Genomic DNA, 24,740 nt, shown 5'->3' on the forward strand with positions numbered 1-24,740 from the left:
TTTCGGTCCTACCGGTGGCTGGGCTTCACGCTTGCGACTTCCGCCGCGCCAGGTCGATGATCCGCTGGAGGTGCAGGCCGCGGCCGACGTCCAGCGGGTGCTCGGTGGTGCCGCTGTCGACCATGGCCACGAAATCGTCCAGCAGGTTCGTGAAGCACTGCTGCGCGGTCGTGCCGCGGTCGGCCAGGACGCGGTGGCCGTGCTCGCCGTACACGATCACCTCGGAGATGCCCGGGTTCAGCGGCAACGTCATGGTCATCGTGGCCACGCTGGTCGCGCCGCCCTCGTGCTGGAAGACGACCTGCCACAGGCCGTGCTCGGACCGGTTGGCCGCGATGACGTCGGTGATCGTGCCCAGGGCCGCGTCGAGCAGGTCGAACGCGTGCGGGCCGACGTCGTCCAGCGGGCCCCGGTCGTGCCGCCACGGCGAGTTCGAGAACGGGCCGCCGAGCAGCGCGCCGGTCAGCCAGCGGGCGCTGCCGCCGACCCAGCCGCCGGCCGCGCGGAGCTGGTCCAACTGCTCGCGGGTCTCCGGGGCGAACCTCTTGGTGAGCATCACGAGTGAGGCGACGTCGTTGCTCCGCACGGCGTCGGCGAGGCGTTCCGCGTCGTCGAGGGTGGCCGCGATCGGCTTCTCCAGGATGAGGTGTTTGCCCTGTTCAGCGGCCTTGATGGCGATCCCGGCCTGGATCTCGGGCGGCACCGCGAACGCCACCGCGTCGACCTGGTCCAGCAGTTCCTCGGGGGTCTTCGCGGTGGTCGCGCCGTAGGTGTTGGCCAGCTCGGTCGCGGCCTCTTCCCGGCGGGCCCAGACCGTGGCCAGGCGGGTGCCCGGGTGATCGGCGATGCCCGGGGCGTGCACCATGTTCGCCCAGGGGCCGGCACCGATGAGTCCTACGCGCAGCTGTTCGTCCACCTGGCCCATCCTGCCTTTCACCGGCCGCCGAGGTAACTCGATTCGGGGACGAAGATCCGGCCGCCGTTGTCGAACCTGAGCTCCACGCCGTTGGCCTGGCGTTCGACCTCGGGGGTGTTGTCCCAGCCGCTGGGGATGAGGATCCGGTGCCCGTAGTCGGGTGTCCGGCCGAGCCAGACCTCGTGGTCGGTGCCGCCCATCAGGCTGGACCGCTCCTTGACGTAGACGTTGGGCGTGCCCTCGTTCGTGCTGGTCGTCGTGGTGGAGGGCAGGAAGAGGAGCACGGCGGCCGTTGCCGTCAGGCCGGTGCCCACGATCGCGCCGACGACGAACAGGGTGATGTTGACCAGGCAGCCTTTGCCCGTGGTGCTTCCTGCGGTGCTTTTCGTGGTGTCCACGGGGGGTGATCCTCGTCGTAGGCTCGGGTCGTGCGTGAACTCCCCGAGGAACTCGTGTTGCCGGCGGGCATGGTCCCGGAGACCTTCACCGGGCCGCCGGTCGAACCGCGTGACGCCGCGACGGTGGTGTTGGTGCGGGACGGTGCGGCCGGGGTCGAGGCGTTCCTGCTGCGGCGGGTGGCCGGGATGGCGTTCGCGGGCGGGATGACGGTGTTCCCCGGTGGCGGGGTCGATCCGCGTGACGCGGACACGTCGGTGGCTTGGGCCGGGCCTCCGCCTTCGTGGTGGGCTGAGCGGTTCTCGTGCTCGGTGGAGTTGGCGACGGCGCTGGTGTGCGCGGCGGTGCGGGAGACGTTCGAGGAGTCCGGGGTGCTGTTGGCCGGGCCTTCGGCTTCGTCGGTGGTGGCTTCCACGGCTCGGTACGCCTCCGCGCGAGCGGCGTTGGTGGCGCGGGAGCTGTCGTTGGCGCAGTTCCTCGCCTCCGAGGGGTTGGTGCTGCGGGCGGACCTGCTGCGGCCGTGGGCGAACTGGGTGACGCCGGTCGAGGAGCCGCGGCGGTACGACACGCGGTTCTTCGTGGCGGTGCTGCCTGGCGGGCAGAGTGCGGACGGGATGACTTCCGAGGCTTCGGACGCGGCGTGGCAGCGGCCGGTCGACGCGTTGGCGGACTGGAAGGCCGGGCGGCGGGCGTTGCTGCCGCCTACTTGGGTGACGTTGTCGGAGTTGGACGAGCTGGGGTCGGTGTCGGCCGTGCTGGAGTCGCCGCGGACGGTGTCGAAGATCATTCCGAAGTTGGTCCGGGAGGGCGGGGCAGTGCGGGTGGTCGTGCCGTGAGCGCGTTGGCTTATGGGGTGTTGCGGCAGGTCACGCCTACGGCGGCGGTGTTGTTGGCGGAGAACCCCGGTGTGATGACGTTGGACGGGACGAACACCTGGGTGCTGCGTGCGCCGGGGTCGTCGTCGTGCGTGGTGGTCGATCCGGGGCCGGCGGACCCGGCGCACCTCGGGCGGATCGCGTTGCAGGCGCCGGTGGAGGTCGTGCTCCTCACCCACGGTCATCCCGATCACTCGGAGGGGGCGCGTTCGTTCGGGCGACAGGTCGACGCGCCAGTGCGGTCCGTCGATCCGGCGTTCAGGCTGGGCGGGCAGGGGTTGGCCGAGGGCGAGGTGATCGAGGCGGCCGGTCTGTCGATCCGGGTGCTGCCGACGCCGGGGCACACGGCCGACTCGGTGTGCTTCCAGTTGGACGACGCGGTGCTGACCGGCGACACCGTGCTGGGTCGCGGCACGACCGTCGTGGCCCACCCGGATGGCAAGCTGGGTGACTACCTGGCGTCGTTGCGCCTCCTGGCGGCCCTGCCTTCGGGCACGATCGGACTGCCGGGCCACGGCCCCGAACTACCGGACGTGGTGTCAGCCGCCGACGCCTACCTGACCCACCGCGAACAGCGGTTGGCGCAGGTCAAGGCAGCGGTGGCCCGACTAGGCGGCGCACCGACCGCCCGCGAGGTGGTCGAACTCGTGTACGCCGACGTCGACCGTTCCCTGTGGCCGGCGGCGGAGTGGTCGGTCCGGGCCCAGCTGGAGTACCTGCGCAACGCCTGACGGATTGTCGATCGCATACAACCACCCGGTGGCCGGACGGCGCGCCGGTTCGGGCAGATCGCGGAGGCGGGCGGCGCGGCTGGGCAGGGCGACGGCCGTCCTGGCGCGGCGTGCTGAGGCCTGTGTGGGTCCTGGGCTGCGTGAGCCGTGGTGGGTGGGGTTCTTTGTGGGGCGGGGCGTGTGGGCCGTTGTCCGGCGACGGTGGCGGTACCCGAGCGCCTTGCCCCGGCAGTGGTCAGGAGACCGTTCGCAGGGGGACGACCAGGTAAGTCAGCTCCACGCCGTCGTCCCCTGCCTGGGACGTCAGCACCGTGGAACGGAGACCGTCCTGGATCCGGAGTTCCACCCGCCGGCCGCTGAAGGCACGCAGGGCATCGGCCAGGTACCTGGCCTGGAAGGTCTTCGTGACCCTGTTGCCGTCGATGGTCGCCTTGATCGACTCCTCCGACTCGCCGTTCTGCGGATCACTGCCGCGCACCCGCAGCTCCCCGTCATCCACCTGGAGCGTGACCGAGCCGTGCGGCCCGGCGTACGGGACTGCCCGTCGCACCGCGCCCGCCAGCACATCAGCCTCCACCAACACCGTGCTGTCGATGACCGCCTCCAGCAGCTTCCGTACTCGATCGTCGGGGAACGGGGCCGCCAGCAGCGCCGTGCTCACGCTCCCGCCCGCCCACGACAGGGCGATGCGGTCGGCATCTGCGTGCACTGCCACCTCGGCATCGCGGTCCGGCTGCCTCGACGCCTCGGCCAGCACCACCGCCGGCGCCAGGACGTCCAGCTCGCCTGTCGGCACCCACGGTAGCGAAGCGAATGCCATTCGGTAACGATCTGTGGCAATCAACTCCAGCCGCCCACCCGCGCCGTGGAGCCGGACGCCGGTGAACATCGGCAGTGCGTCGTCCTTGGACGCCGCGCCGGACACGGGCACCAGAGCCGACGTGAGAGTCCGCGCCGGTAGCGAACCCACCTCGGGCGGGGGCGGCGGGATGCCGGGGTGGGACGCCAGGTCCAGCAACGGCAGGGCGAAGCGGGCCGTCGACGTGCGCACGGCCAGGCGCGAACCCTCCACGACCAGCCTCACCTGCGGATCTTCCAGGCTGCGGAGGGTGTCCGCCAGCGGCTTGGCCGGCACCACCACCGCGCCGTCCACGTGCACCGTCGCGGGACGTGTCAGGCGGACGGCGTGTTCACGATCACTGCCCGCCAGCTCGACCCCGTGGCCGTCGGCGCGCAGCACGAGGCCGGCCAGCACGGGGTCGAACACCCTCGTGGGCAGCAGGCGGGCGACATCGGCGGCGGCGCCGGCCAGGTCGGCCGTGGTGGCGGTCAGGTCCATGTCGGCGACGCTAGACCCGACCACCGACAATTCCCGGATAAGACCAGGTCAGCGGCCCGCCAGTGCCAGTTCGTCCTGCCTCGGCAACGGCACGCCGGCCGCCACCGTGCCGCGGAACACCCACACCAGCACCGCGATCGCGAAGCCGGACAACGCCGCCGCGACGAACGCCACACCGGTGCCGTACGACTCGACCAGCTGACCGCTCGCCGACTGGCCGATCGCCAACCCCACGGTCACCGCCGTCACCACCCAGCCGAACGCCTCGGTGGCCGTCCCAGGGGGCGCGACCTGCTCGATCGCGGCCGAGTGGCTGGTGGCCTGCGGCGTGATCAGGGTGCCGACCACGAGCAGCGCGGCACCGAGCCCGATCAGCCCGGTCGGCACGGCGAGCAGCAGCGACAGCACCGCGAACCCACCGAGCAGCACCGGCAGCCGCAGGTGCATCGCCCGCGGGAACGGCTTCATCGAGTACAAGATCCCGAACATCACCGAGCTCACCGACCAAAGGCTCAGCAGCAGCCCGCCCATGCCGACGTGACCGGCCTGCGCCGCCGCGGCGGGCACCGCCACCTCGATGAACCCGATCGTCACACCGAAGCCCAACGCCGCCAACGCCACCGTGCGCATCCCGGGCGACGCCAACGCGCCCAGCAAGCTCCGCCCGATGGGCGTAGGCCGCACCCCGCGCACCGTCGGGTTCAGGGCGAACCACAGCGCGCCGACCGCCATCGACACCGCGCCGATCACCACACCGGTACCCGCCCACGGCGCCGCGACCAGCAGCCCGGCCAGACCGGGACCGAGGATGAAGAACACCTCCATGCTGATCGCCTCGTAGGCGTACCCGGCGAGCCGCGCGGGCCCGGCGGGCAGCACCTGCGACCACAGCGCGCGGGACGCGGAACCGACCATCGGCTCGGTCAGCCCGACCGCGAACGCGACCGGCACCAGCACGGCCAGCGCCGCGCCCGCCTCGACCGCGGCGATCGCCAGCGTCACGAACACCGCGAACAACGACACCGCGCCGAGCAACGGGCGGGTCGGCCCCATCCGGTCCATCAACCTGCCCTGCACGATCGACCCGACCGCGACACCCACCAGCGACGACGCCGACACCAGACCCGCCGCGGCGAACGAACCGGTCTCGCGCTGCACGTACAGCAGCAGCGAGAGGCCGACCATCGCGATCGGCAGGCGGGCGAGCAGGGACGCGACCACGGGGCCGCGCATTCCGGGTGTGGTCAGGGCGGTGCGGTAGTCGGAGAGGCGAGCAGAGTGGGACATGTGTACCAGTATGCCCTGACTGGTACGCCCGTACCAGTCAATTGTCGGTGCGATCCGTCACCCGGTGATCACTACAAGCGATCACTCGAACCGTCACGCTGGAGATCGCCCTGGAGGTCACCCCCGGCCGGCACCGCGGCGATCGGCCGAACGGCGACGGGCTGTGACCCTCCACCTCGGCGTCACCCGGTCTGACCGCGTCCACCACCTGGGAGTGGATTGCAGTTCGGTTACAACAATGGGATGACCGGGTGAAAGCATGCGGCAAAACCGCTGAACAGAGGGTCCTTGAGGGTGAACGGGCTTGAGTTGCGGGGGAGGTGACGTGCGATCGTTGAGGCACCCACTGCCTGCCCGTTTCGTGCGTGACAGCAGCGGGTAACCAAGCCTCCTTCCGGCGCTACGAGGGTCGGGGCCTGCGGGCGCCGGATGTGTGGAAAGGTGCGGTCTGTCGGGGGATGGGCCGCGCGACAACAAGACCGGTGCGCCGCGTCGGGGGCGGCGCCCGGTCTTGTTGTTTTTCTACTACGACCTAGCGGGCGCGGCGAGCCAAGCGCTCGGGGTCGAGGATGAGCACGCTCTTGCCCTCGAGCCGGAGCCAACCGCGGTGGGCGAAGTCGGCGAGTGCCTTGTTCACCGTCTCGCGCGAGGCGCCGACGAACTGGGCGATCTCCTCCTGCGTCAGGTCGTGGGTGACCCGGAGCAGGCCGGCCTCCTGGCTGCCGAAGCGTTGCGCGAGCTGCAACAACGCCTTCGCCACGCGGCCGGGCACGTCGGTGAAGATCAGGTCCGCCAGCATGGAGTTCGTCCGGCGCAGCCTGCGGGCCAGGGCCCTCAGCAACTGCTCGGCGATCTCCGGCCGGTTGGTGATCCACTGCCGCAGCGCGGGGCGGTCCATGCTGACGGCGCGCACCTCGGTCACCGTGGTGGCGGTGGACGTGCGGGGACCGGGGTCGAAGATCGACAGCTCGCCGAACATGTCGGACGGGCCGAAGATCCCCAACAGGTTCTCCCGGCCGTCCGGCGACTTCCGGCCGATCTTCACCTTGCCGGACTGGATGATGTAGAGCCGGTCTCCCGGCTCGCCTTCCGCGAAGATCACGTGGCCACGCGGGAATTCAACAGACTCCAGCGTTTGCGCCAGTGCCTCCGCTGCGGCCTGTTCAACCCCCTGGAAAATGCCCGCGCGGGCCAGGGTCTCGTCCACCTCGTCCCTCCTGTCGAGACGCGGCGGCATGGTTGAGCGCGTTCCGCCTTCTGGCGGATCTGCGCCTGCCGCCGATCACTGAGTGCAGTCTAAGGGCTGTGGTGTGGATCGCCGTCCGGCGCGCCGTCCCACATGGCCCGGACAGCCCGATAAGGCCCGCGGGGGTTGACCCCGTGGGCCTCGCCGGTCCTTCCCCGCTTAGCGGCGGGTACGCCGCTGACGCAGGTTCCTGGCACGACCGCCCAGCCTGCGCAGCCGGAACAGTTCCAGCGCGCGGCCGATGCCGTGCCCGTAGAGCGCCCTGACCTCGTCGGGACGGGCCGACTCCAGGAACTCCTCGACCTCGTCCTCCTGCACGGCGACGTGCCGAAGACGAGCTTCAACGCGCTCCATGAAGAGCGCGAAGAACATGATCACGATCGGAACGGCGATGACGAACCAGGCAGTCATGATGGCTCCGATCCTTGCGCATCCGGTTCGGCGCGCGGTGAAGGGGGGTCGTTCCGGCGTGTCGGTTCGAGGTCGTTCAAAGGACGTGCGCACTCGGCACGAGGTTGCTTCGCCGTTGCTTCGCCGTGTTGATCGCGCCGCCTCCGGCGTCGCGGGGGGACGAGATCGCCGGGGAAGACGCGAGGTCGCGTCGGTCGTTCGCGACTCATTTCCCGGCGATCACGCCCTTCGATCGTCGGGAAATCAGGCGCGAGCGGCCGACCTCCAGGCGACCGAGCCCGCGACGCCAGAGGCGGCGCAATCGGACGCAGTAATCTCGCAGCATGGCGAAGAGCGCGGTGAAGCAGCCGGAGACGCGGCTGGGGCTGGTCCGCCGGGCGCGTCGCATGGTGCGGGTCCTCGGTGAGGGCTACCCGGACGCGCACTGCGAGCTGGACTTCGAAGATCCGCTGCAGCTCCTGGTCGCCGTCGTGCTTTCGGCGCAGACCACCGACGTCCGCGTGAATCAGGTCACACCCAAGCTGTTCCACCGCTACCGCACGGCGGCCGACTACGCCTCCTCCGACCGCACCGAGCTGGAGGAGCTGATCAGGCCGACCGGCTTCTACCGCAACAAGGCGACGTCCCTGATGGGCCTGGGCGCCGCGCTGGTGGAACGGTTCGACGGCGAGGTTCCCGGCAACCTCAAGGACCTGGTCACGCTGCCCGGCGTGGGCCGCAAGACCGCGAACGTGGTGCTGGGCGACGCTTTCGGTGTGCCGGGGATCACGGTCGACACCCACTTCGGCCGGCTCGTCCGCCGCTGGGGCTGGACCCAGGAGGAGGACCCGGTCAAGGTCGAGCACGCCATCGGGGAACTGGTCGAGCGCAAGGAGTGGACCAAGCTCTCGCACCGCACGATCTTCCACGGCCGCCGCGTCTGCCACGCCCGCACGCCCGCGTGCGGCGCGTGCCTGCTGGCGCCGCAGTGCCCGTCCTACGGCATCGGCCAGGTAGACCCGGCCAAGGCGCAGAAGCTGGTCAAGGGCGAGGAAGCGCCGCACCTGATCGAACTCGCCGAACGCGTGCGGGCCGGGGAGAAACTGGCGTGAGCGCCGGAGCGCGGTGGGCCGTCGTCGTCCTGGTGCTGGCGGTGGCGGGGGTGGTCGCGCTGTGGCCGCGTTCGGCGGACCCGGTCGGCCAGGGCCCAGGCCCGGGGTCGGGCCAGCCGCACGTCCAGACCCGGCCGACACCGGATTTGGGCGTCGTGCGCGGCCGAGCGGCGCTGCGGCCGTGCCCCCGGAACGCACCGGCGCCGGAGGCGCGAGGACCTCAGGCGCTGCGCGGCGTCGCGGCCGTGTGCCTCGGCGACGGCAGCCCCGTGGACATGGCGTCCACTTTGTCCGGCCGGGTTCTGGTGAACTTCTGGGCCACCTGGTGCGTTCCCTGTCAAGAGGAACTGAAGGTGCTCGACACCTACTCGCAGCAACCGGGCGCGGTGCCGGTGGTGACGATCCTGGTGGAGAGCAAGGAGGCTGACGGTCTGGAGCTGATGGCGAAACTCGGTGTTCACCTGCCGTCGGTCTTCGACCCGGCCGACGGGGCGCGCAAGGCCGTGCGCCCGCCGCCGAGGCTGCCCTTGAGCTACGTCGTCGAGGCGGACGGATCACTGACCGAGGTGACCGAGCCGCTGGTGTTCAAGTCGGTGGACCAGGTGCGCGAGGTGGTCGGATGACCGCCCTGGTGGACCCGGACGACGTGCCGGAGTGGATGAGCGGGCTCGTCAAGGCCACCGCCGAGATCGACGCCCGCGCCTTCAGCCGCATCTCGCCGCCGCCCGACGGCACCGGACGGCCCGCCGCCGTGCTCATGCTGTTCGGCGACGGCCCGGACGGTCCCGACGTGCTGCTGCTGCGCCGCGCCGACACCCTCGGCTCGCACCCCGGCCAGGTCGCCTTCCCCGGCGGCGCGTCCGACCCGACCGACGACGGCCCGGTGGACACGGCGCTGCGCGAGGCGTTCGAGGAGACCGGTGTGCTGCGCGAGGGCGTCCGGCCCGTCGCGACGCTGCCGCAGCTGTACGTGCCGGTGTCCGGGTTCGTCGTCACGCCGGTGCTGGCGCACTGGGACGAGCCGTCACCGGTCGCGCCGGTCGACCCGGCGGAGACCGCCGCCGTGGCCCGGGTGCCGATCGCGCACCTGTCGGATCCGACGAACAGGTTCCGCGTGAGCCACCCGTCGGGTTACATCGGTCCGGCTTTCTCCGCACCGGGCATGCTGGTGTGGGGCTTCACCGCCGGTCTGCTCAACGGGCTGCTCGCGTTGGGCGGCTGGGAACGGCCGTGGGACACCGCGGACGTGCGTGATCTCGACCTGGCCTTGCGTGCGACGGAGGTTTCGTGAACTGGGTTGACCTGCTCGTGCTGGCGCTGGCCGCCTTCGCCGCGGTCTCGGGCGCCCGGCAGGGCATGGTCGTGGCGCTGCCGGCGTTCGTCGGCGTGCTCATCGGCCTGCTGCTCGGCACGCAACTCGCGCCGCTGGTGGTCGCCCAGTTCGACAACGTGGTGACCAAGGTCGTGTTCGCGGTCGGCGTCGTGGTGCTGCTGGTCGCGTTGGGCGAGACCCTGGGCGTGTACGTCGGCCGGACCATCAAACCGCGGGTCAACTCCAGCCCTTTGCGCGGCGTGGACAACGCGTTGGGCGCGATCGTGCAGGGCGCCGTGGTGTTCGTGGTGGCCTGGATGATCGCGCTGCCGCTGACCATGGTCGCGGGCCTGCCGTCGTTGGCGAAGGCGCTGAACCAGTCGGTGATCCTGTCCACGGTGGACGAGACCATGCCGCAGGCGGCGCGGACGTTGTCCGACGACCTGCAGAACCTGTTCGACGTGTCCGGTTTCCCGGCCGCGATGGACCCGTTCAACCAGACCCCGTTGCGGGAGGTCGGTCCGCCGAACCCGGCGTTGATCAGGGACCCGATCGTGCGGAAGCTGGAACCCAGTGTGCTGAAGGTGCGCGGGCGCGCGCCGTCCTGCTCACGTGCTCTCGAAGGGACCGGGTTCGTCATCTCGCCGGAGCGGGTCATGACGAACGCGCACGTGGTCGCGGGCACCACCGACGTGACGGTCGAGGTCGGACCGGGCGAGTTCGACGCGACGGTCGTGCACTACGACGCGCAGACCGACATCGCGATCCTGGCCGTGCCGGACCTGGAGGCGACGCCGCTCAAGTTCCGCGCCGACGAGATCGCGCCGGGCGAGGACGGGATCGTGCTGGGCTACCCGCTGGACGGCCCGTACACGGCGTCCGAGGCGCGGGTCCGGGAGCGGATCAAGATGCTGCGCGGACCGGACATCTACGACGCGCAGACCGTGACGCGGGACGTGTACACGGTGCGGGCGACGGTGCGCAGCGGCAACTCCGGCGGCCCGCTGGTCGACCCGCAGGGCCGGGTGATGGGCGTGGTGTTCGGCGCGGCCGTGGACGACCAGGAGACCGGTTTCGTGCTGACCGCGCAGGAAGTCGCGGAGGAAGTGGCGAAGGCGCCGACGATGGTGCGGCGGGCGTCCACCCAGACCTGCGCCTCGTAACCGTTCGCCGTGGGTGCGGCGGCCTGATCCGCTGCCGCCTCACACCCGCCGGTTCAGATCTCGGCGAGGAAGTCGGTCATGATCCGGCTCGTCGTGTGCGGCGTCTCCTGGTGCGGGAAATGCCCCACTTCGGGCAGCACCCGGTACGACGAGCGCGCACCGGTCCACGCGTCCGAACCGGACACCGTCGACTCCAGCATCACCGGGTCGAGCGCGCCGTGGAGCTGGAGCACCGGGACCTCCAGCCGGCGGTCGACGGCCTCGGCGAAGCGCCGTCCGTCACTGCGCAGCTGGGAACGCACCGCCCAGCGGTAGTACTCCATCGAGCTGTGCGCGACACCGGGCACCATCACCGCCTCGCGGTTGCGGCGCACCACCTCGTCGAACTCCGGCGACACCGTCCACTTCGGACCGCCCCAGGCGCGGAGCATCCCGACCACCGCCGCGCCGCGCTCCTTGGTCAGCCACCGCTCCGGGTACATCGGGAGCTGGAACCGGAACAGGTGCGCGCTGGCCCGTCCCTGACCGCGGGGATCACGGCGGATCGCACGGCGCAGCGCCAGCGGGTGCGGCGCGGACAGGGCCGTCACCGAGTAGACCAGGCGGGGGTGCATGGCGCCGACCGTCCAAGCCAGCATGCCGCCCCAGGCGTGGCCGACGAGGTGCGCGCGCGGTTCACCGAGCGCCTTGACCAGGCCCGCGACATCGCCCGCCAGCGTGAACCCGTCGTACCCGCGCGGCGGTTTGTCCGAATCGCCGTAACCGCGCAGGTCCACGGCCACCGCCCGGTAGCCCGCCTCGGCGAGCGCGACCAGCTGGTGCCGCCACGACCACCAGAACTCCGGGAACCCGTGCAGCAGCAGCACGAGCGGCCCTTCGCCCATCTCGGCGACGTGCAGGCGGATGCCGTTCGCGGACACGTCGCGGTGCGCCCACGGGCCTGGCACCCGTGCGGTCGACGGGTCCGGTGGCAGCCGCACGGCGCGGCTCAGCGGCCTTCGCCGCGGTGCGTGAGGGCGGCGACGGTGTCCCTGGCCGAGTCGATGGTCCGCTGCGGCGCGCGCAGCTTCTTCACCTTGCGGTAGCCGAGGAAGGCGAAGAAGCCCGCCGTGGCCAGCATCAGCAGGAACGTGATCAGGAACGAGAACGACACCGCCCAGCCGAACACGTCACTGAAGAAGAAGCCCAGGGCCATGAACGCGAAGAACGTGCTGAACAGCAGCACCGTCAGCGCGACGATGAAGTAGACGCTGCCCTTCACACCCTTCTTGATCTCGCCCGCGACCTCGGACTTGGCGAGCTCGACCTCGGCCCTGACCAACGTGGACAGGTGGGCCGTCGCGTCGCGCACCAGGCCGCCGATGGACGTTTCCTCCGCGATCTTCGCCGCGCTCTCCGCGGTCAACGGGATCGACGGAACAGGTGGCAGTCCGCTGCCGTTGGTGTTCTCCCGAGCGCTGGTCACCGGGTCATCGTGCCATGCACGCTTCACCGGGGCCGTTCGACTGGCTGATCTCCACCGATCTGCGCGTCTCTACGCGTCGTCGTCGGCGCTCTGGTGCACCCGACTGCGCCGGACCAACAAAACCGAGGCCAGCAACGAGGCCGCCAACGACGCCAGCAGCACCGCCGCCTTGGCCTGTTCGGCGGCTGCGCCGTCCAGCGCCAGATCGGAGATCAACAGGCTCACCGTGAAGCCGACACCGCCGAGCATGGCCACCGCGATGATGTCGCGCGGCCCGGCACCGTTGGGCCACACGGCGGCCTTGAGCAGGACCGCCAACGCGGACGCGCCCACGATGCCGACCAGCTTGCCCACCACCAGACCGAGCATCACGCCCAGCGCCAGCCGGTCGGAGAACAACGCGCCCAACGCCTCGCCGTTCACCGGCACACCGGCCGCGAACAGCGCGAACACCGGCACGGCCACGGCCGCCGACCACGGCTGCAACCGGTGCTCCAGCCGCAACGCCGGTGCCTCGTGCTCGTAGTGGTCCTTGCGCACGCGGGTCAGCAGCGCCAACGCGACGCCCGCGATGGTGGCGTGCACGCCCGCCTCGTGCACGGCGACCCAAGTGCCGATCGCGATCGGCACGTACAGCAACGGCGTCGTCACCCGCTTGTGCTGGAGGAACGCGTACAGCGCCAGCAACGCCACCGCGACGGCCGCCGCGACCAGGTTGAACGAGGCCGTGAACAGCACCGCGATCAGCAGGATGGCGCCCAGGTCGTCCACCACGGCCAGGCTGAGCAGGAACAACCGCAGGCTGTTCGGCAGACCGGACGCGGTGATCGCCAGCACGCCCAGCGCGAACGCGATGTCCGTGGCCACCGGGATCGCCCACGCCCGTTCGATCCCCGGCTCACCCCAGCCGACGCCGAGCGCGACCGCCGCGGGCACGACCATGCCGCCGACCGCGGCCACCACCGGCAGGATCGCCGCCTTGAAGTTGTTCAGCTCGCCGATCACCAGCTCGCGTTTGAGCTCGAGTCCGGCGACGAAGAAGAAGATCGCGAGCAGCCCGTCCTTGGCCCAGTCGCCGACGCTCAGGCTCAGGTGCAGCGACTCCGGGCCGACGTGGAAGTCGCGCAACGCCGTGTACGCACCGGACACGGGCGAGTTCGCCCAGATCAGGGCTACGGCGGTGGCGGCGAGCAGGATCATCCCGCCGACCGTCTCGGTGCGCAGGAAGCGCGCGAACTCGGTGGCGGCGTTGCGCGTGCGGTTCAAGATCGACTCCGGTGGGTCGGCTACGGATCATCCTCGTGCCGACCAGGCTTCCCGGCTCTCCGGAGACAACCCTAACCCAGGCGGGTGCCTGCCGACGAACGGAAGGGCACCCGCCTGGGACGTGCTCTCAGTCCTCGGACGCGCCGGACTTCAGGCCACTGGAGATGAGGTCCATCACGGACGAGTCCGCGAGCGTGGTCACGTCACCGACCTGCCGGTTCTCCGCCACGTCGCGCAGCAGCCGGCGCATGATCTTGCCTGACCGGGTCTTCGGCAGCTCCGGCACGACCATGATCTGCCGCGGCTTCGCGATCGGGCCGATCTCCTTGGCCACGTGCTCGCGCAGCGCCTTGATGGCCTCCGCGCCGTCCGAGCCCTCGGCCACCCCGCCGCGCAGGATCACGAACGCCACGATGCCCTGGCCGGTGGTGGGGTCGGTCGCGCCGACCACCGCCGCCTCGGCCACCGTCGGGTGCGAGACCAGCGCGGACTCGACCTCGGTGGTGGAGATCCGGTGCCCGGACACGTTCATCACGTCGTCCACCCGGCCCAGCAGCCAGATGTCGCCGTCCGCGTCGTACTTCGCGCCGTCACCGGCGAAGTAGAAGCCCTGGTCGGCGAACCGCGACCAGTACGTCTCGCGGTAGCGCTCCTCGTCGCCCCAGATGCCGCGCAGCATCCCCGGCCACGGCTGGTCGAGCACCAGGTAGCCGCCGCCGCCCTTGGGGACCTCGTTGCCCTGGTCGTCCACGACCTTCGCGCCGATGCCGGGCAGCGGGCGCTGCGCCGAGCCGGGCTTGGTGGACGTCGCGCCGGGCAGGGGCGAGATCATGATCGCGCCGGTCTCGGTCTGCCACCAGGTGTCCACCACGGGGGTCTTGCCCGCGCCGATGGTCTCCCGGTACCAGATCCACGCCTCGGGGTTGATCGGCTCGCCGACGCTGCCCAGCACGCGCAGCGACGACAGGTCGTACTTGGCGGGGATGTCCGCGCCCCACTTCATGAACGTGCGGATCAGCGTCGGCGCGGTGTAGTAGATCGAGACGCCGTACTTCTGCACGATCTCCCAGTGCCTGCCCTCGTGCGGGGTGTTGGGCGTGCCCTCGTAGACGACCTGCGTGACGCGGTTGGACAGCGGGCCGTACACGATGTAGCTGTGGCCGGTGACCCAGCCGATGTCGGCGGTGCACCAGTACACGTCGGTGTCCGGCTTGAGGTCGAACACGTTGTGGTGCGTGTACGACGCCTGGGTCAGGTAGCCGCCCGAGGTGTGCAGGATGCCCTTGGGGCGGCCCGTGGTGCCCGAGGTGTAGAGGATGAACAGCGGGTGCTCGGAGTCGAACGCCTCCGGCGTGTGCTGGTCGGCCTGCCGGTCCACGACGTCGTGCCACCACAGGTCGCGGCCCTCGGTCCACTCCACGTCGGAGTTCGTCCGCTTGACCACCAGCACGTGCTCGACGCTCTTCGCGTTGGCCACGGCCTCGTCCACGGCGGGCTTGAGCGCCGCCGGGTTGCCGCGCCGGTACTGGCCGTCGGTGGTGATCACGAGCTTGGCCTGCGAGTCCTCGATGCGGGTGCGCAGGGCCTCGGCGGAGAAGCCGCCGAACACCACGCTGTGCATCGCGCCCACGCGCGCGCAGGCGAGCATGGAGAAGATGGCCTCGGGGACCATCGGCATGTAGATGGCGACCCGGTCCTCGGCGCCGACACCCAGTTCGATCAGGGCGTTGGCGGCCTTGGAGACCTCGCGCTGGAGTTCGGCGTAGGTGATGGCGCGGCTGTCACCGGGCTCGCCCTCCCAGTGGATCGCGACCTGGTCGCCGTGGCCGGACTCGACGTGCCGGTCGACGCAGTTGTAGGCGACGTTCAGCTTGCCGCCGACGAACCACTTCGCGAACGGGGCTTGCGACCAGTCGAGGACCTGGTCCCACTTGGTGGCCCAGGACAGCCGCTCGGCCTGCTTCGCCCAGAACGCCTCGCGGTCGGCATCCGCCTCCTCGTACAGCGCGGCGGTGGCGTTGGCCTGCGCGGCGAAGTCCTCGCTCGGCGGGAACGTCCTGTTCTCCGTCAACAGGTTGTCCAGGGCGGCGGCTTGCGGCTCTGTCATGGTGGGCGGACCTCCTGAATCCGTGGGGATGCGCACTGACCGTAGTGCGGTTCAGGTCACTGCGCACCCAAAAGGTTCAGACCAATTTCGGCCGAGTTCGAAACGCGTGGGTAACTGTGTAACCCGACCCGTGCCCCTTGACCACCGCGATTCCGCCGAACGACACGTAGGTTGCGACCAGCGGCACCTGGCGTGACTCGCGTCACGTGGTGAGCTTGGCCTTCAGGTCGGGCCACTCGGCCGCCGTCATCGAGTACACCACTGTGTCGCGCAGCGTGCCGTCCGGTCTGACCCGGTGCACCCGGAGGACGCCCTCGCGGGTCGCGCCCAGGCGTTCGATGGCTCGTTGGGAGCGCTCGTTGCGCAGGTCGGTGTGCCAGCCGACGCGGTGCGCTCCCAGGTCTTCGAACGCGCGTTGGAGCAGGAGGAACTTGGCGTTGGTGTTCAGCGCGGTGCGCTGCCAGCGCGTGCCGATCCACGTGTGGCCGATGTAGAGGCCGCGGTGCTTCGGGTCGATCTCGTAGTACGACGTCGTGCCGGCGACCTCGTTCGTCCGCGGGTCGATCTGCGCCCAGACCACTTGCGTGCGGTCGGCCAGGCGCTGCTCGATGTAGGCGCGGGTGCCCTCGACGGTGACCGGTTGGCGGGTGCTGAGCCAGGTCCAGATCTCCGGGTCCTTGCCCGCCGCGTGCAGGCCCTCGGCGTGATCCGTGGACAGGGGTTCGAGGCGGACGTGGTTGCCGATGAGCACCGGGCGGTCGTACCAGTTCATGCCTTGGACGGTAGTTGCGTTAGTGGCTACTTTGAATAGCCATTTCCGGTTCGTTCCTCGTGGCCACTTACCGGCGGGTAGTGTGCTCCGGCGTGACCGATCCGCTTGCCCCGTTGCTGGACCTGCCCGGTGTGGCCGACGCCGTCGCGGCGGCGCGTGACGCCGTGTTCCAGGTGCACCGGCACCGGGTGAACCTGCGTGGCTGGGCGACCACCGCGGCCGAGGCGTCCGTGCGTGCCGCCCGTGCGTCGGCGGCCCTGGACGGCGGGCCGACCGCCATCCCGTTCGACGGATCGGTGTCCGATCCGGTGCTGGCGGGTGCGCTGCGGGTGGCCGAGGCGCTGGGCGTGGTGCTGCCGACGTGGCAGCGGGCGCCGTTGCAGGCTCTGGCGCGGTTGCACGTCCTGGCCGGCGCCGACCTGGGCGGCGAACTCGGCCGCCCCCGCTTGGCCCCGGGCGTTTCCGAGCGCCTGGACCTGCTGGCCCACCTGGTGACCGGCGGTACGTCCGTCCCCGGTCCCCTCCACGTGGCCGTGGTGCACGGCGAGCTGATGTCGATGGCACCGTTCGACACCGCCAACGGCGTCGTCGCGCGCGCCGCGTCCCGCCTGGCCTCCATCGCCACCGGCCTGGACCCCAAATCCCTGGGCGTCCCCGAGGTCCTGTGCCTACGTCGTCAAAACGACTACGCCTCAGCCCTGCACGGCTTCTCAACGGGCGACCCCGAAGGCATCACCCGCTGGATCCTCTTCTGGTGCGAAGCCCTCGAAGCCGGCGCCCGCGAAGCCCGCAGCATCGCCGACACCGCCACCCCCTAACCGCGAGAGTCGAACGTTCAGGTCCCGAGAGTCGAACGCTCAGAACACCCGAGTTCAACGCTCACGACAGCGGCCGCCGAACCTGAGTGTTGAACTCGGGGTACCTGAACGTTCGACTCTCGCGTTCTGAGCGTTCGACTCTCGGGTTAGAGGAGTTCTTTTAGGGTGGTGGCGGCGCGTTCGGCGTCGTCGAAGGTGTTGTAGAGCGGGGCGAAGCCGAAGCGGAGGACGTCGGGCGGGCGGTGGTCGCCGATGACCTGGCGTTCGATCAGCTGGTCGATGAGGCGGCCGGCTTCGGGGTGGCGGAGGGAGATCTGGTGGCCGCGCCACTCGTCGGCCGGGGTGATCACCTCGATGCCCGGGAGGTCTTGGACAAGGCCGCGGAAGTGGTCAGTCAGGCGTAGGCCCTTGGCGCGCACGTCCTTGAGGTCTACGTGGTCCCAGACGTCCAGGGCGGCGTCCAGCGCGAGCATCGAGATGATGTCCGGTGTGCCGACGCGGGCGCGGGACACGCCGGGGTCGGGGGTGTACTCCGGCGACATCGCGAACGGCACCTCGTGGCCCGTCCACCCGGTCAACGGCTGCTCGAACGCGTGCTGGGCGGCCTTCGGCACGTAGATGAACGCGGGCGAGCCCGGTCCGCCGTTGAGGAACTTGTACGTGCACCCCACCGCGAGGTCGACACCGAGAGCGTCCAGCTCGATCGGCAGCACGCCCGCGCTGTGGCACAGGTCCCACACGACCTTCGCGCCCACCGCGTGCACCTGCTCGGTCAGCTTCGCCATGTCCAGCAACCGACCCGTGCGGTAGTCGACGTGGTTCAGCAGCACGACCGCCGTCGTGTCACGCAGGTCCAGCTCCTCCGGCGGCGCCGGGCGCAAAGCCAGACCCGTCAGCTCGGCGACCGACCGCGCGATGTACCCGTCGGTCGGGAACGTCCCGGCGTCCACGACGATCTCCATGCGATCGGTGTTGCGCACCGCCGCCATCAGCGCCTTGAACAGGTTCACGCTGGTCGAGTCCGCGACCACGACCTGCCCCGGCTTGGCGCCGACGAGCCGCCCGATCCGGTTGCCGACCCGTTCCGGCGCCTCCCACCAGCCCTCCGACCAGCTCCGGATGAGCCGTCGGCCCCACTGGTTGCGCACCACGTCCTGCACCCGCTCGGCAACGGCCTTCGGCGGCGCACCCAGCGAGTTGCCGTCCAGGTACACCACGTCGTCGTCGAGGTCGAACAGGTCGCGGGTGTGCGCCAACGGGTCGGTCGCCAACGGGTCGGTCATACGCGTCATACGTGACTCCTAGCCGTCCACAGCTCGGGGAAGACAGAGCGTTGCGTGCGCTTCTCCAGCCACGCAACCCCCGCGGAACCACCGGTTCCGGTTTTCGCGCCCATCGAACGGCGGGTGGCGAGCAGGTGGTCGTAACGCCAGCGGGCGAACTCCTCGGCGATGTCGGTCAACGCCTCGCCCAGTTCGAGCAGGTCACGGGACCCGCTGCGGTAGATGTCCGCCCACACGGCCTCCACCTGGGCGTTCGGCTCGTACGCCTGGCTGACGTCCCGCTCCAGCACCTCGGCGGGGATCGGCAGGCCCTGGCGGTGCAGGGCGGCGAGCACGTCGTCGTACAGGCTCGGCTCGTGCAGCAGCGCTTCGAGCGCGTCGTGCTGCCGCGGCACGGCCCGGTGCGGCACGAGCAGCGACCGGGACTTCTCGCCGAGCAGGAACTCCACCTCGCGGTACCGGCCGGACTGGAAGCCGGAGCCCTCGCCGAGGGCGTCGCGGAACGAGTTGAACTCGGCGGGCGTCATCCGGGCGATCGGCCGCCACGCCGCGTTGAGGGCCTGCATGTGCAGATCGCTGCGGCGCAGGGTGCGGACGGCGGCGCGCACGTCGTCGGCGCGCAGTTCCTTCTTGGCCTGCCGCCACTCGAAGCACAGCAGCCCGAAGTACAGCTCCATGACCTGCGTGATCACCAGGAACGACATCTCACGCGGGTCGTCGGACCACTGCTGCTGCAGCGAGTGCAGCACGGAGGCGTGCACGTAGTCCTCGTAGGGCGTCGTGCCGCCGAAATCAAGTTTGGGTGCGACCGGGCAAGTCATGTCTTCATCATGACGGCGTGTTCAGGTGATCTGAATGGCCAACAAAAGGTCTTTCACCGGCAAGTTCTTACGACCGGCAAGCATCAGGGCCAATAGCTTTGCAGTCATGAGCATCGAACTGGACGGCGTGGACTGGGCCCTGTTGGAGGCCCTGCAGGAGGACGCGCGGCTGTCGTACAACGAGCTGGCGCGGCGCGTGCACGTGTCGCCGCCGACGGTGGCGCAGCGGGTGCGGCGGCTGGAGAACGCGGGCGTCATCACCGGCTACCGCGCCACCGTCGACCCCACGGCGGTGGGGCGGTCGGTGGTCGCCCTGGTGCGGATGAAGTGCTACGGGCCGCGGTGCATCACGGTGCACCCGGAGCTGCTGGACGACTGCCCCGAGGTGGTGGAGGTGGTGCGGCTGACCGGCGACATCTGCTCGGTGGTGAAGGTGGTGACCACGTCGATCAGCGAGTTGGAGCGGTTGCTCGTGCGGCTGGGCGGCTACGGCGAGACGTCCAGCGCGATGGTGCTCTCGACGCCTATCCCGTGGCGCCCTGTGCTAGCTGGCTGAGCGCCAGCCGGACGTGACCCTGGTTGCGTTCCAACGCCTCCGCAGCGCGCGCTGCGGGCACGTCGGCCAACAGGTGCACGAGGGCCACCTTCAGGTCGCCGCCCGCGTCGGCCAACGCGGTCGTGCACTCCTGCTCGCCCAGACCGGTCGCCTCACGTAGGATGCGCACGGTGCGTCCGCGCAGCTTGGCGTTGGTGGCGCGCATCGACACCATGAGGTTCGAGTACGTGCGGCCGAGCCGGATCATCACGGCGGTGGAGAACGACGTCAGCACCAGCTTCTGCGAGGTGCCCGCCTTCATCCGGGTGGAACCCGCGATCGCCTCCGGCCCGGTGTCGACCGCGATCAGCACGTCCACCTCGACCGGTGGCGGCGCGGTCGGGTTGTTGGACACCAGGACCGTGTGCGCGCCGATCGTGCGGGCCTCTTCCAGCGCGGCCACCACGAACGGCGTGCGGCCGGACGCCGTGACGCCCAGCACGAGGTCACCGGCCGCCGCGTGCCGACGGATCTCGGCGGCGCCGTTCGACGCCTGGTCCTCCACGTCCTCCACCGCGTTGACCAGGGCTTCCCGGCCGCCCGCGTGGTGGGCGACGAACCAGTCCGGCGGCGCGTTGAACGTCGGCACCAACTCGGCGGCGTCGAGCGTGGCCAGCCGGCCGGACGTGCCCGCGCCGACGTAGTGCACCCGGCCGCCCGCGCGCAGCGCGCCGACGGCGAGGTCCGCGGCGCGCGCCAGTTCGGGCAGCACGGCGGCGACGGCGTCGGGGACGAGGTGGTCCTCGGTGTTGATCAGACGGAGCACGTCCAGCGTGGAGAGCCGGTCGATGTCCTCGGTGCGCGGGTTCCTGGCCTCGGTGGGGGATTCCACGCGGACCGCGACATCGTGCCGGGGCGGCGTCATTTACCGGACTCCCGGCGCCGCCTGCCGTCCGGACGCGCCCCGAGGCGATGCCCCGAGACCGCGTCGTACGTCGCTTCGAGGGCCGTCTTGGCGCTGTCCACGTGCCGCTGCGCGACCCCGATGAACAGGCAGTCGATCACGGTGAGCTGGGCGATCCGGCTGGCCATCGCGCCCGAGCGGAACGTGGTCTCGCGCGCCGCCGTGGTCAGCACGTGGTCGGCGACCTCGCTGATCGGCGAGCGCGGGAAGTTGGTGAGCGCCACCGTGGTCGCGCCGTGCTCCTTGGCCACCCTCAGCGCCTCGACGGTCTCCGAGGTGGAGCCGGTGTGCGATATCCCGACCGCGACGTCGGCCTCGGTGAGCACGGCGGCGGACGTGAGCGCGATGTGCGTGTCGTTCCAGGCGAAGCACACTCGCCCGATCCGGTGAAGCTTCTGCTGGAGGTCGAACGCGACGAACGCGCTGGCCCCGAACCCGTAGACGTCCACCCGGCCCGCGCCCGCGACCGCCTCGACCACCGCTTCGAGCGTTTCCACGTTCAGCTGCTCGGCGGTCTCCTCGACCGCCCGCGCGTCCGCGAACGCGACCTTGCCCACCACCTGCCGCAGGTCGTCACCGGGGCCGATGTCGCCGCCCAGGTCGCGGTCCGTGCGCATGGACGTCCGGGCCGTGTCGGCGGCCAGCGCTATGCGCAGCTCGGGGTAGCCGCCGACGCCGATGGCCTTGCAGAACCGGGTCACCGTGGTCTCGCTGGTGCCCGCGGCCTCGGCGACCTCGGTGATGCTGCGGTGTGCGACGGTCGCCGGGTTGTCCAGCACGACCTTGGCGACCCGCTGTTCCGCGCGGGCCAGGCCCGGCAGGAGTGAACGGATCTTGACCAGGGGGCTCGAGTCGGCGGTACTTTCGGTGGACACGTGGGAAACTTACTAACCGCTCAACGTGCGGTCAACGCAGGGTGGGCCTAACTCACCCCAACCGTGACCGAATCGCACCGCTTGGCGGGATCCCGCTGTCCGTGTGTGACTAACGGGCCGCAGAGCGCCACCCTTCGGGGTGCAAACCCGCTGGCTCGCGCTCGCCGTCGAGTGCCACACCCCGTTGGTCGGTGACCCGCACGGCGTCCACGTACACACCGCGCCCGCCGTAGGAGGTCGTGCCCCGGACGTACCGCCAGCGGTACTTCACCGCCGACGCCGTCTCGACCTCGACCTTGTGCCACCGCCGCTGCCCGTAACCGGCCAACACCTGGACGTCGCGCCAGGTGGCCCCGTCGTCAGTCGCCTCGAGCACGACCTTGTCGCCGGGGTCCAGGTCGACGAACGCCCAGAACGACAGCCGCTGCGTCGCGGACCGCTGCGGGAGGTCGCGCGTGGTCAACGTGGCGCCGTCCGCCTCCGGCGTCCACGCCGTGCCGTGCCGCGGTTGCACCGCCAGCGCCTGCGCCAGCCCGTTGGCCACCACGCGCCGCGCCGGGTTGATCGAGCCCCAGTTGCGGGTCGGGTGCACCCGGTTGGTCAGCAGGATCGCGATCGACCGCGACAACGGGTCCAGCACCAGCGTGGTGCCCGTGTAGCCGGTGTGCCCGGCGGACCTCGGCGACGTCAGCGCGCCCATGTACCAGCGCTGGTCCAGCTCGAAGCCCAGGCCGTGCGAGTTGCCGGGGAAGCCCTGGTTGAAGTCGGTGAGCATGAGCCGGACGGTGTCCTCGCGCAGGATCCGCCTGCCCGCGTGAACGCCGCCGTTGAGGATCGTCTGGCCGAGCGTGGCCAGCTCGCGCGCCGTGGAGAACACGCCCGCGTGGCCCGCGACCCCGCCCAGCGACCAGGCGTTCTCGTCGTGGACCGTGCCGCGGATGACGCCCCGGCCCGCCTGGTACTCGGTGGCCGCGATCCGGTCGAGCTTGGCGGCGGGCGGGTTGTAGCCGGTGTCCTGGAGGCCCAGCGGACGCGCGATGTCGTCGCGGACCAGCTCGTCCAGCTCCTTGCCGGACCACTTCTCGGCCAGCAGGCCCAGCGTGATCAGGTTCAGGTCCGAGTACAGGTACGTGGCGCCGGGCGCGCTGCGGGGCTTCGTGTCCATCACGGCTTTGAGCCGGGACGGGACGTCCGGGTACTGCGACCACAGCGGCAGCCACGCCACCAGGCCCGACGTGTGGGTCAGCAGCTGCCGGACGGTGATCGACTCCTTGCCGTTGACCGCGAACTCCGGCAGGTGGCGGGCCACCGGGTCGTCCAGCCCGAACCGGCCCAGCTCGTGCTGCCGCATCACCACGACCGAGGTGAACAGCTTGGAGATCGAGGCCAGGTCGAAGATCGTGTCCCGGTCCATCGGCACCCGCTCGGCCTCGGGCAGCTCGGTGCCCGCCGCGTCGGCGTAGCGGACCGCCCAGCCCGCCGGCTCGTGCGTGACCACGACGCCGTCGTGCGCGTAGAGCGTGACGGCGCCTGAGAACAGGGGGTGCCCGGTGGCGTCGGGGACGGTGTAGCGCTCGATCTGCGCCAGTGCGGCGTCCAGCGGAGCCGGGTCGAGTCCCACGCGCTCTGGTGTACCCGGTCGGAGCACGCTGTGCGACCAGCCGTCGTGCGGCTGGTCGAAGCGGGCCTCGCGGCGGTCGGCGTGCGCCGGCGTGGTGAGCAGCGTCGTGACGAACGTGGTCGTAGCGATCAGCAGGGCAGGGATGCGCATCGCTGTCTCCATCTACCGGTAGCGCAGGTACGGCCGGCGGGTGCGTTCGAACGCGGCCAGCTCGTCGGCCCAGGCGCCGACCACCTCGTCGGTGCCCGCGCCCGCGTCCACCATGCGGCGCAGCCGGTCCGAGCCGCTGAGCTTGTCGATCCAGTTGTCCGGCCGCCAGGCGAAGACCTCCGGGTACCGGGCCTTCGCCGTGACGATCATGGCCACCGCGGTGCGGACCGCGTCGAACCTGTGCGGGTCGGTGAGGTGCAGGGCTGCACCGCCGCACAGCTTGTTCGCGAACTTGTTGAACGTGGGCGTGAAGTAGGTCTCCCGGAACCGGACGCCCGGTAGCGCCAGCGCGTTGAGGTCCTCGGCCCACCGCCAGTCCAGGCCGGGCGCGCCGATCGTCTCGAACGGGCGGGTGGTGCCGCGGCCCTCGGAGAACACGAGCCCTTCGAACAGGCACGTGCCGGGGTAGACGAGCGCGGTGTCGTGCGTGGGCATGTTCGGGCTCGGCGCGATCCAGGGGATGCCGGAGTGCAGGTCGTCCCGCTTCCAGCCCTTCACGTCGACCACTTCGAGGCTGCTGAGCCCGCCGCCGTCGACGGGCAGGAACTCGGCGTCGAACAGGCGGGCCAGCTCGCCGATCGTCATGCCGTGCTGCTGGACCACGGGTTTGCGGCCGACACCGGTCGCGTAGGCCGGGTCGAGCTGCGGGCCCCTGGCCGTGCCGCCGACCGGGTTCGGGCGGTCGAGCACCACGAACCGCGCGCCGGTCGCGGCGGCGGCCTGCATCGCCGTGTACATGGTCCAGATGTAGGTGTAGAAACGCGCGCCGACGTCCGCGATGTCGAACACGAGCGTGTCGACGCCCGCCTTGGCGACCATGCCGGCGAGCTTGGTGGCGTTCGCGCCGTACGCGTCGTAGACCGGGACGCCGGTGCGCGGGTCGAGGTAGTCGCCCTCCGAGCCGCCCGCCTGGGCCGTGCCGCGGAAGCCGTGCTCGGGGCCGAACGCGGCGTGCGGCTTCAGCCCGGCGGCCACCATCGAGTCGACGATGTGCGTGTGGTCGCGCAGCACGCCGGTCGGGTTGGTGACCACGCCGACCTTGCGGCCCGCGAACCGCCGCCAGCCGTCCTCGGCCAGCTGCTCGGCCCCGGTCTTGACCGCGCGCGGGCGGTCGGGCCGGTCAAGCCGGTCGGACTGATCGGAGTGATCGGAGTGATCGGGATTGTCGGCGTCGAGGGCGCTGAACGCGGGTACGGCGAGGGCGCCTGCGGTGAGGAAGTGCCTGCGGTCCACCGG

At 70.8% G+C, this 24,740-nt stretch carries 25 protein-coding genes; 8 read left to right on the top strand and 17 right to left on the bottom strand.

The window, feature by feature from the left end; all coding sequences use genetic code 11:
* Window positions 1-25: 25 nt before the first annotated feature.
* Window positions 26-925, bottom strand: a complete 900-nt coding sequence (locus tag FM051_RS26900) for a Gfo/Idh/MocA family protein (RefSeq protein WP_158848554.1) — start codon at window positions 923-925, stop codon at window positions 26-28.
* 8 nt (window positions 926-933) lie between these two features.
* On the bottom strand, window positions 934-1,314 hold the full coding sequence (locus FM051_RS26905; RefSeq protein WP_158848087.1) for a hypothetical protein: 381 nt from the start codon (window positions 1,312-1,314) through the stop codon (window positions 934-936).
* 69 nt (window positions 1,315-1,383) lie between these two features.
* Between FM051_RS26905 and FM051_RS26910 the strand changes: the two genes are divergently transcribed.
* Window positions 1,384-2,148, top strand: a complete 765-nt coding sequence (locus FM051_RS26910; RefSeq protein WP_158848556.1) for an NUDIX hydrolase — start codon at window positions 1,384-1,386, stop codon at window positions 2,146-2,148.
* Window positions 2,145-2,918, top strand: a complete 774-nt coding sequence (locus FM051_RS26915; RefSeq protein ID WP_158848089.1) for an MBL fold metallo-hydrolase — start codon at window positions 2,145-2,147, stop codon at window positions 2,916-2,918. The genes FM051_RS26910 and FM051_RS26915 overlap by 4 nt, the downstream gene beginning before the upstream one ends.
* Window positions 2,919-3,153: 235 nt before the next feature.
* On the opposite strand, the gene dnaN is transcribed toward FM051_RS26915, so the two are convergent.
* From dnaN to FM051_RS26935, 4 genes are all read right to left on the bottom strand, one after another.
* Window positions 3,154-4,257 carry a DNA polymerase III subunit beta gene (gene dnaN, locus FM051_RS26920; RefSeq protein ID WP_158848091.1) on the bottom strand — a complete coding sequence of 368 codons (1,104 nt, stop codon included), beginning with the start codon at window positions 4,255-4,257 and terminating at the stop codon, window positions 3,154-3,156.
* Between the two features lie 48 nt (window positions 4,258-4,305).
* Window positions 4,306-5,544, bottom strand: coding sequence for an MFS transporter (locus tag FM051_RS26925; protein WP_158848093.1), 1,239 nt, complete (start codon window positions 5,542-5,544; stop codon window positions 4,306-4,308).
* A gap of 532 nt (window positions 5,545-6,076) precedes the next feature.
* A complete protein-coding gene (locus FM051_RS26930; RefSeq protein WP_033441932.1) occupies window positions 6,077-6,751 on the bottom strand; it encodes a Crp/Fnr family transcriptional regulator in 675 nt (224 codons plus the stop codon).
* Window positions 6,752-6,949: 198 nt separating this feature from the next.
* The gene (locus FM051_RS26935; RefSeq protein ID WP_015097743.1) at window positions 6,950-7,201 is read right to left on the bottom strand and encodes a hypothetical protein; all 252 of its coding nucleotides are present in this window, start codon (window positions 7,199-7,201) and stop codon (window positions 6,950-6,952) included.
* Between the two features lie 323 nt (window positions 7,202-7,524).
* Here FM051_RS26935 and nth point away from each other — a divergent pair, with 323 nt between their 5' ends.
* The 4 genes from nth to FM051_RS26955 are packed head-to-tail and all read left to right on the top strand — an operon-like array spanning window position 7,525 to window position 10,767.
* Complete coding sequence (nth, locus tag FM051_RS26940; protein ID WP_158848095.1) at window positions 7,525-8,292, top strand: endonuclease III; 768 nt, start codon at window positions 7,525-7,527, stop codon at window positions 8,290-8,292.
* A complete protein-coding gene (locus FM051_RS26945; protein ID WP_158848097.1) occupies window positions 8,289-8,915 on the top strand; it encodes a TlpA family protein disulfide reductase in 627 nt (208 codons plus the stop codon). The genes nth and FM051_RS26945 overlap by 4 nt, the downstream gene beginning before the upstream one ends.
* Entirely contained in the window at window positions 8,912-9,583 is a 672-nt protein-coding gene (locus tag FM051_RS26950; protein ID WP_158848099.1) for an NUDIX hydrolase, read from the top strand. The genes FM051_RS26945 and FM051_RS26950 overlap by 4 nt, the downstream gene beginning before the upstream one ends.
* Entirely contained in the window at window positions 9,580-10,767 is a 1,188-nt protein-coding gene (locus FM051_RS26955; RefSeq protein WP_158848101.1) for a MarP family serine protease, read from the top strand. The genes FM051_RS26950 and FM051_RS26955 overlap by 4 nt, the downstream gene beginning before the upstream one ends.
* Before the next feature lie 53 nt (window positions 10,768-10,820).
* Here the strand turns inward: FM051_RS26955 and FM051_RS26960 are convergent, their stop codons facing one another.
* The 5 genes from FM051_RS26960 to FM051_RS26980 form a co-directional block, all read right to left on the bottom strand.
* Window positions 10,821-11,747, bottom strand: a complete 927-nt coding sequence (locus tag FM051_RS26960; RefSeq protein ID WP_158848103.1) for an alpha/beta fold hydrolase — start codon at window positions 11,745-11,747, stop codon at window positions 10,821-10,823.
* 8 nt (window positions 11,748-11,755) lie between these two features.
* Window positions 11,756-12,232: a phage holin family protein gene (locus tag FM051_RS26965; RefSeq protein WP_158848105.1), complete on the bottom strand. Its 477-nt coding sequence runs from the start codon at window positions 12,230-12,232 to the stop codon at window positions 11,756-11,758.
* Window positions 12,233-12,301: 69 nt separating this feature from the next.
* On the bottom strand, window positions 12,302-13,498 hold the full coding sequence (nhaA, locus tag FM051_RS26970) for a Na+/H+ antiporter NhaA (protein ID WP_158848107.1): 1,197 nt from the start codon (window positions 13,496-13,498) through the stop codon (window positions 12,302-12,304).
* 127 nt (window positions 13,499-13,625) lie between these two features.
* The gene (acs, locus tag FM051_RS26975; RefSeq protein WP_158848109.1) at window positions 13,626-15,605 is read right to left on the bottom strand and encodes an acetate--CoA ligase; all 1,980 of its coding nucleotides are present in this window, start codon (window positions 15,603-15,605) and stop codon (window positions 13,626-13,628) included.
* Between the two features lie 202 nt (window positions 15,606-15,807).
* Complete coding sequence (locus tag FM051_RS26980) at window positions 15,808-16,377, bottom strand: GNAT family N-acetyltransferase (RefSeq protein ID WP_158848111.1); 570 nt, start codon at window positions 16,375-16,377, stop codon at window positions 15,808-15,810.
* 92 nt (window positions 16,378-16,469) lie between these two features.
* Here FM051_RS26980 and FM051_RS26985 point away from each other — a divergent pair, with 92 nt between their 5' ends.
* Window positions 16,470-17,195, top strand: coding sequence for a Fic family protein (locus FM051_RS26985; RefSeq protein ID WP_158848113.1), 726 nt, complete (start codon window positions 16,470-16,472; stop codon window positions 17,193-17,195).
* Between the two features lie 146 nt (window positions 17,196-17,341).
* Here FM051_RS26985 and kynU read toward each other — a convergent pair whose 3' ends face one another.
* Both kynU and FM051_RS26995 read right to left on the bottom strand, forming a co-directional pair.
* Window positions 17,342-18,487 carry a kynureninase gene (gene kynU, locus FM051_RS26990; protein WP_202919047.1) on the bottom strand — a complete coding sequence of 382 codons (1,146 nt, stop codon included), beginning with the start codon at window positions 18,485-18,487 and terminating at the stop codon, window positions 17,342-17,344.
* Window positions 18,484-19,299 carry a tryptophan 2,3-dioxygenase gene (locus FM051_RS26995; protein WP_158848115.1) on the bottom strand — a complete coding sequence of 272 codons (816 nt, stop codon included), beginning with the start codon at window positions 19,297-19,299 and terminating at the stop codon, window positions 18,484-18,486. Before FM051_RS26995 ends, kynU begins: the two co-directional genes overlap by 4 nt.
* A 34-nt stretch (window positions 19,300-19,333) precedes the next feature.
* Between FM051_RS26995 and FM051_RS27000 the strand changes: the two genes are divergently transcribed.
* Complete coding sequence (locus tag FM051_RS27000) at window positions 19,334-19,855, top strand: Lrp/AsnC family transcriptional regulator (protein ID WP_476655319.1); 522 nt, start codon at window positions 19,334-19,336, stop codon at window positions 19,853-19,855.
* Here FM051_RS27000 and FM051_RS27005 read toward each other — a convergent pair.
* The 4 genes from FM051_RS27005 to FM051_RS27020 form a co-directional block, all read right to left on the bottom strand.
* Complete coding sequence (locus FM051_RS27005; protein WP_158848116.1) at window positions 19,824-20,759, bottom strand: N-acetylmuramic acid 6-phosphate etherase; 936 nt, start codon at window positions 20,757-20,759, stop codon at window positions 19,824-19,826. The two genes, FM051_RS27000 and FM051_RS27005, sit on opposite strands and share 32 nt — an antisense overlap.
* The gene (locus tag FM051_RS27010) at window positions 20,756-21,673 is read right to left on the bottom strand and encodes a MurR/RpiR family transcriptional regulator (protein ID WP_158848117.1); all 918 of its coding nucleotides are present in this window, start codon (window positions 21,671-21,673) and stop codon (window positions 20,756-20,758) included. The genes FM051_RS27005 and FM051_RS27010 overlap by 4 nt, the downstream gene beginning before the upstream one ends.
* A gap of 109 nt (window positions 21,674-21,782) precedes the next feature.
* Window positions 21,783-23,444, bottom strand: a complete 1,662-nt coding sequence (locus tag FM051_RS27015) for a serine hydrolase domain-containing protein (protein WP_158848118.1) — start codon at window positions 23,442-23,444, stop codon at window positions 21,783-21,785.
* A gap of 12 nt (window positions 23,445-23,456) precedes the next feature.
* A complete protein-coding gene (locus FM051_RS27020; protein ID WP_158848119.1) occupies window positions 23,457-24,737 on the bottom strand; it encodes an exo-beta-N-acetylmuramidase NamZ family protein in 1,281 nt (426 codons plus the stop codon).
* Window positions 24,738-24,740 lie beyond the last annotated feature (3 nt).

This window comes from Saccharothrix deserti (assembly GCF_009769385.1).
Classification (GTDB): domain Bacteria; phylum Actinomycetota; class Actinomycetes; order Mycobacteriales; family Pseudonocardiaceae; genus Actinosynnema; species Actinosynnema deserti.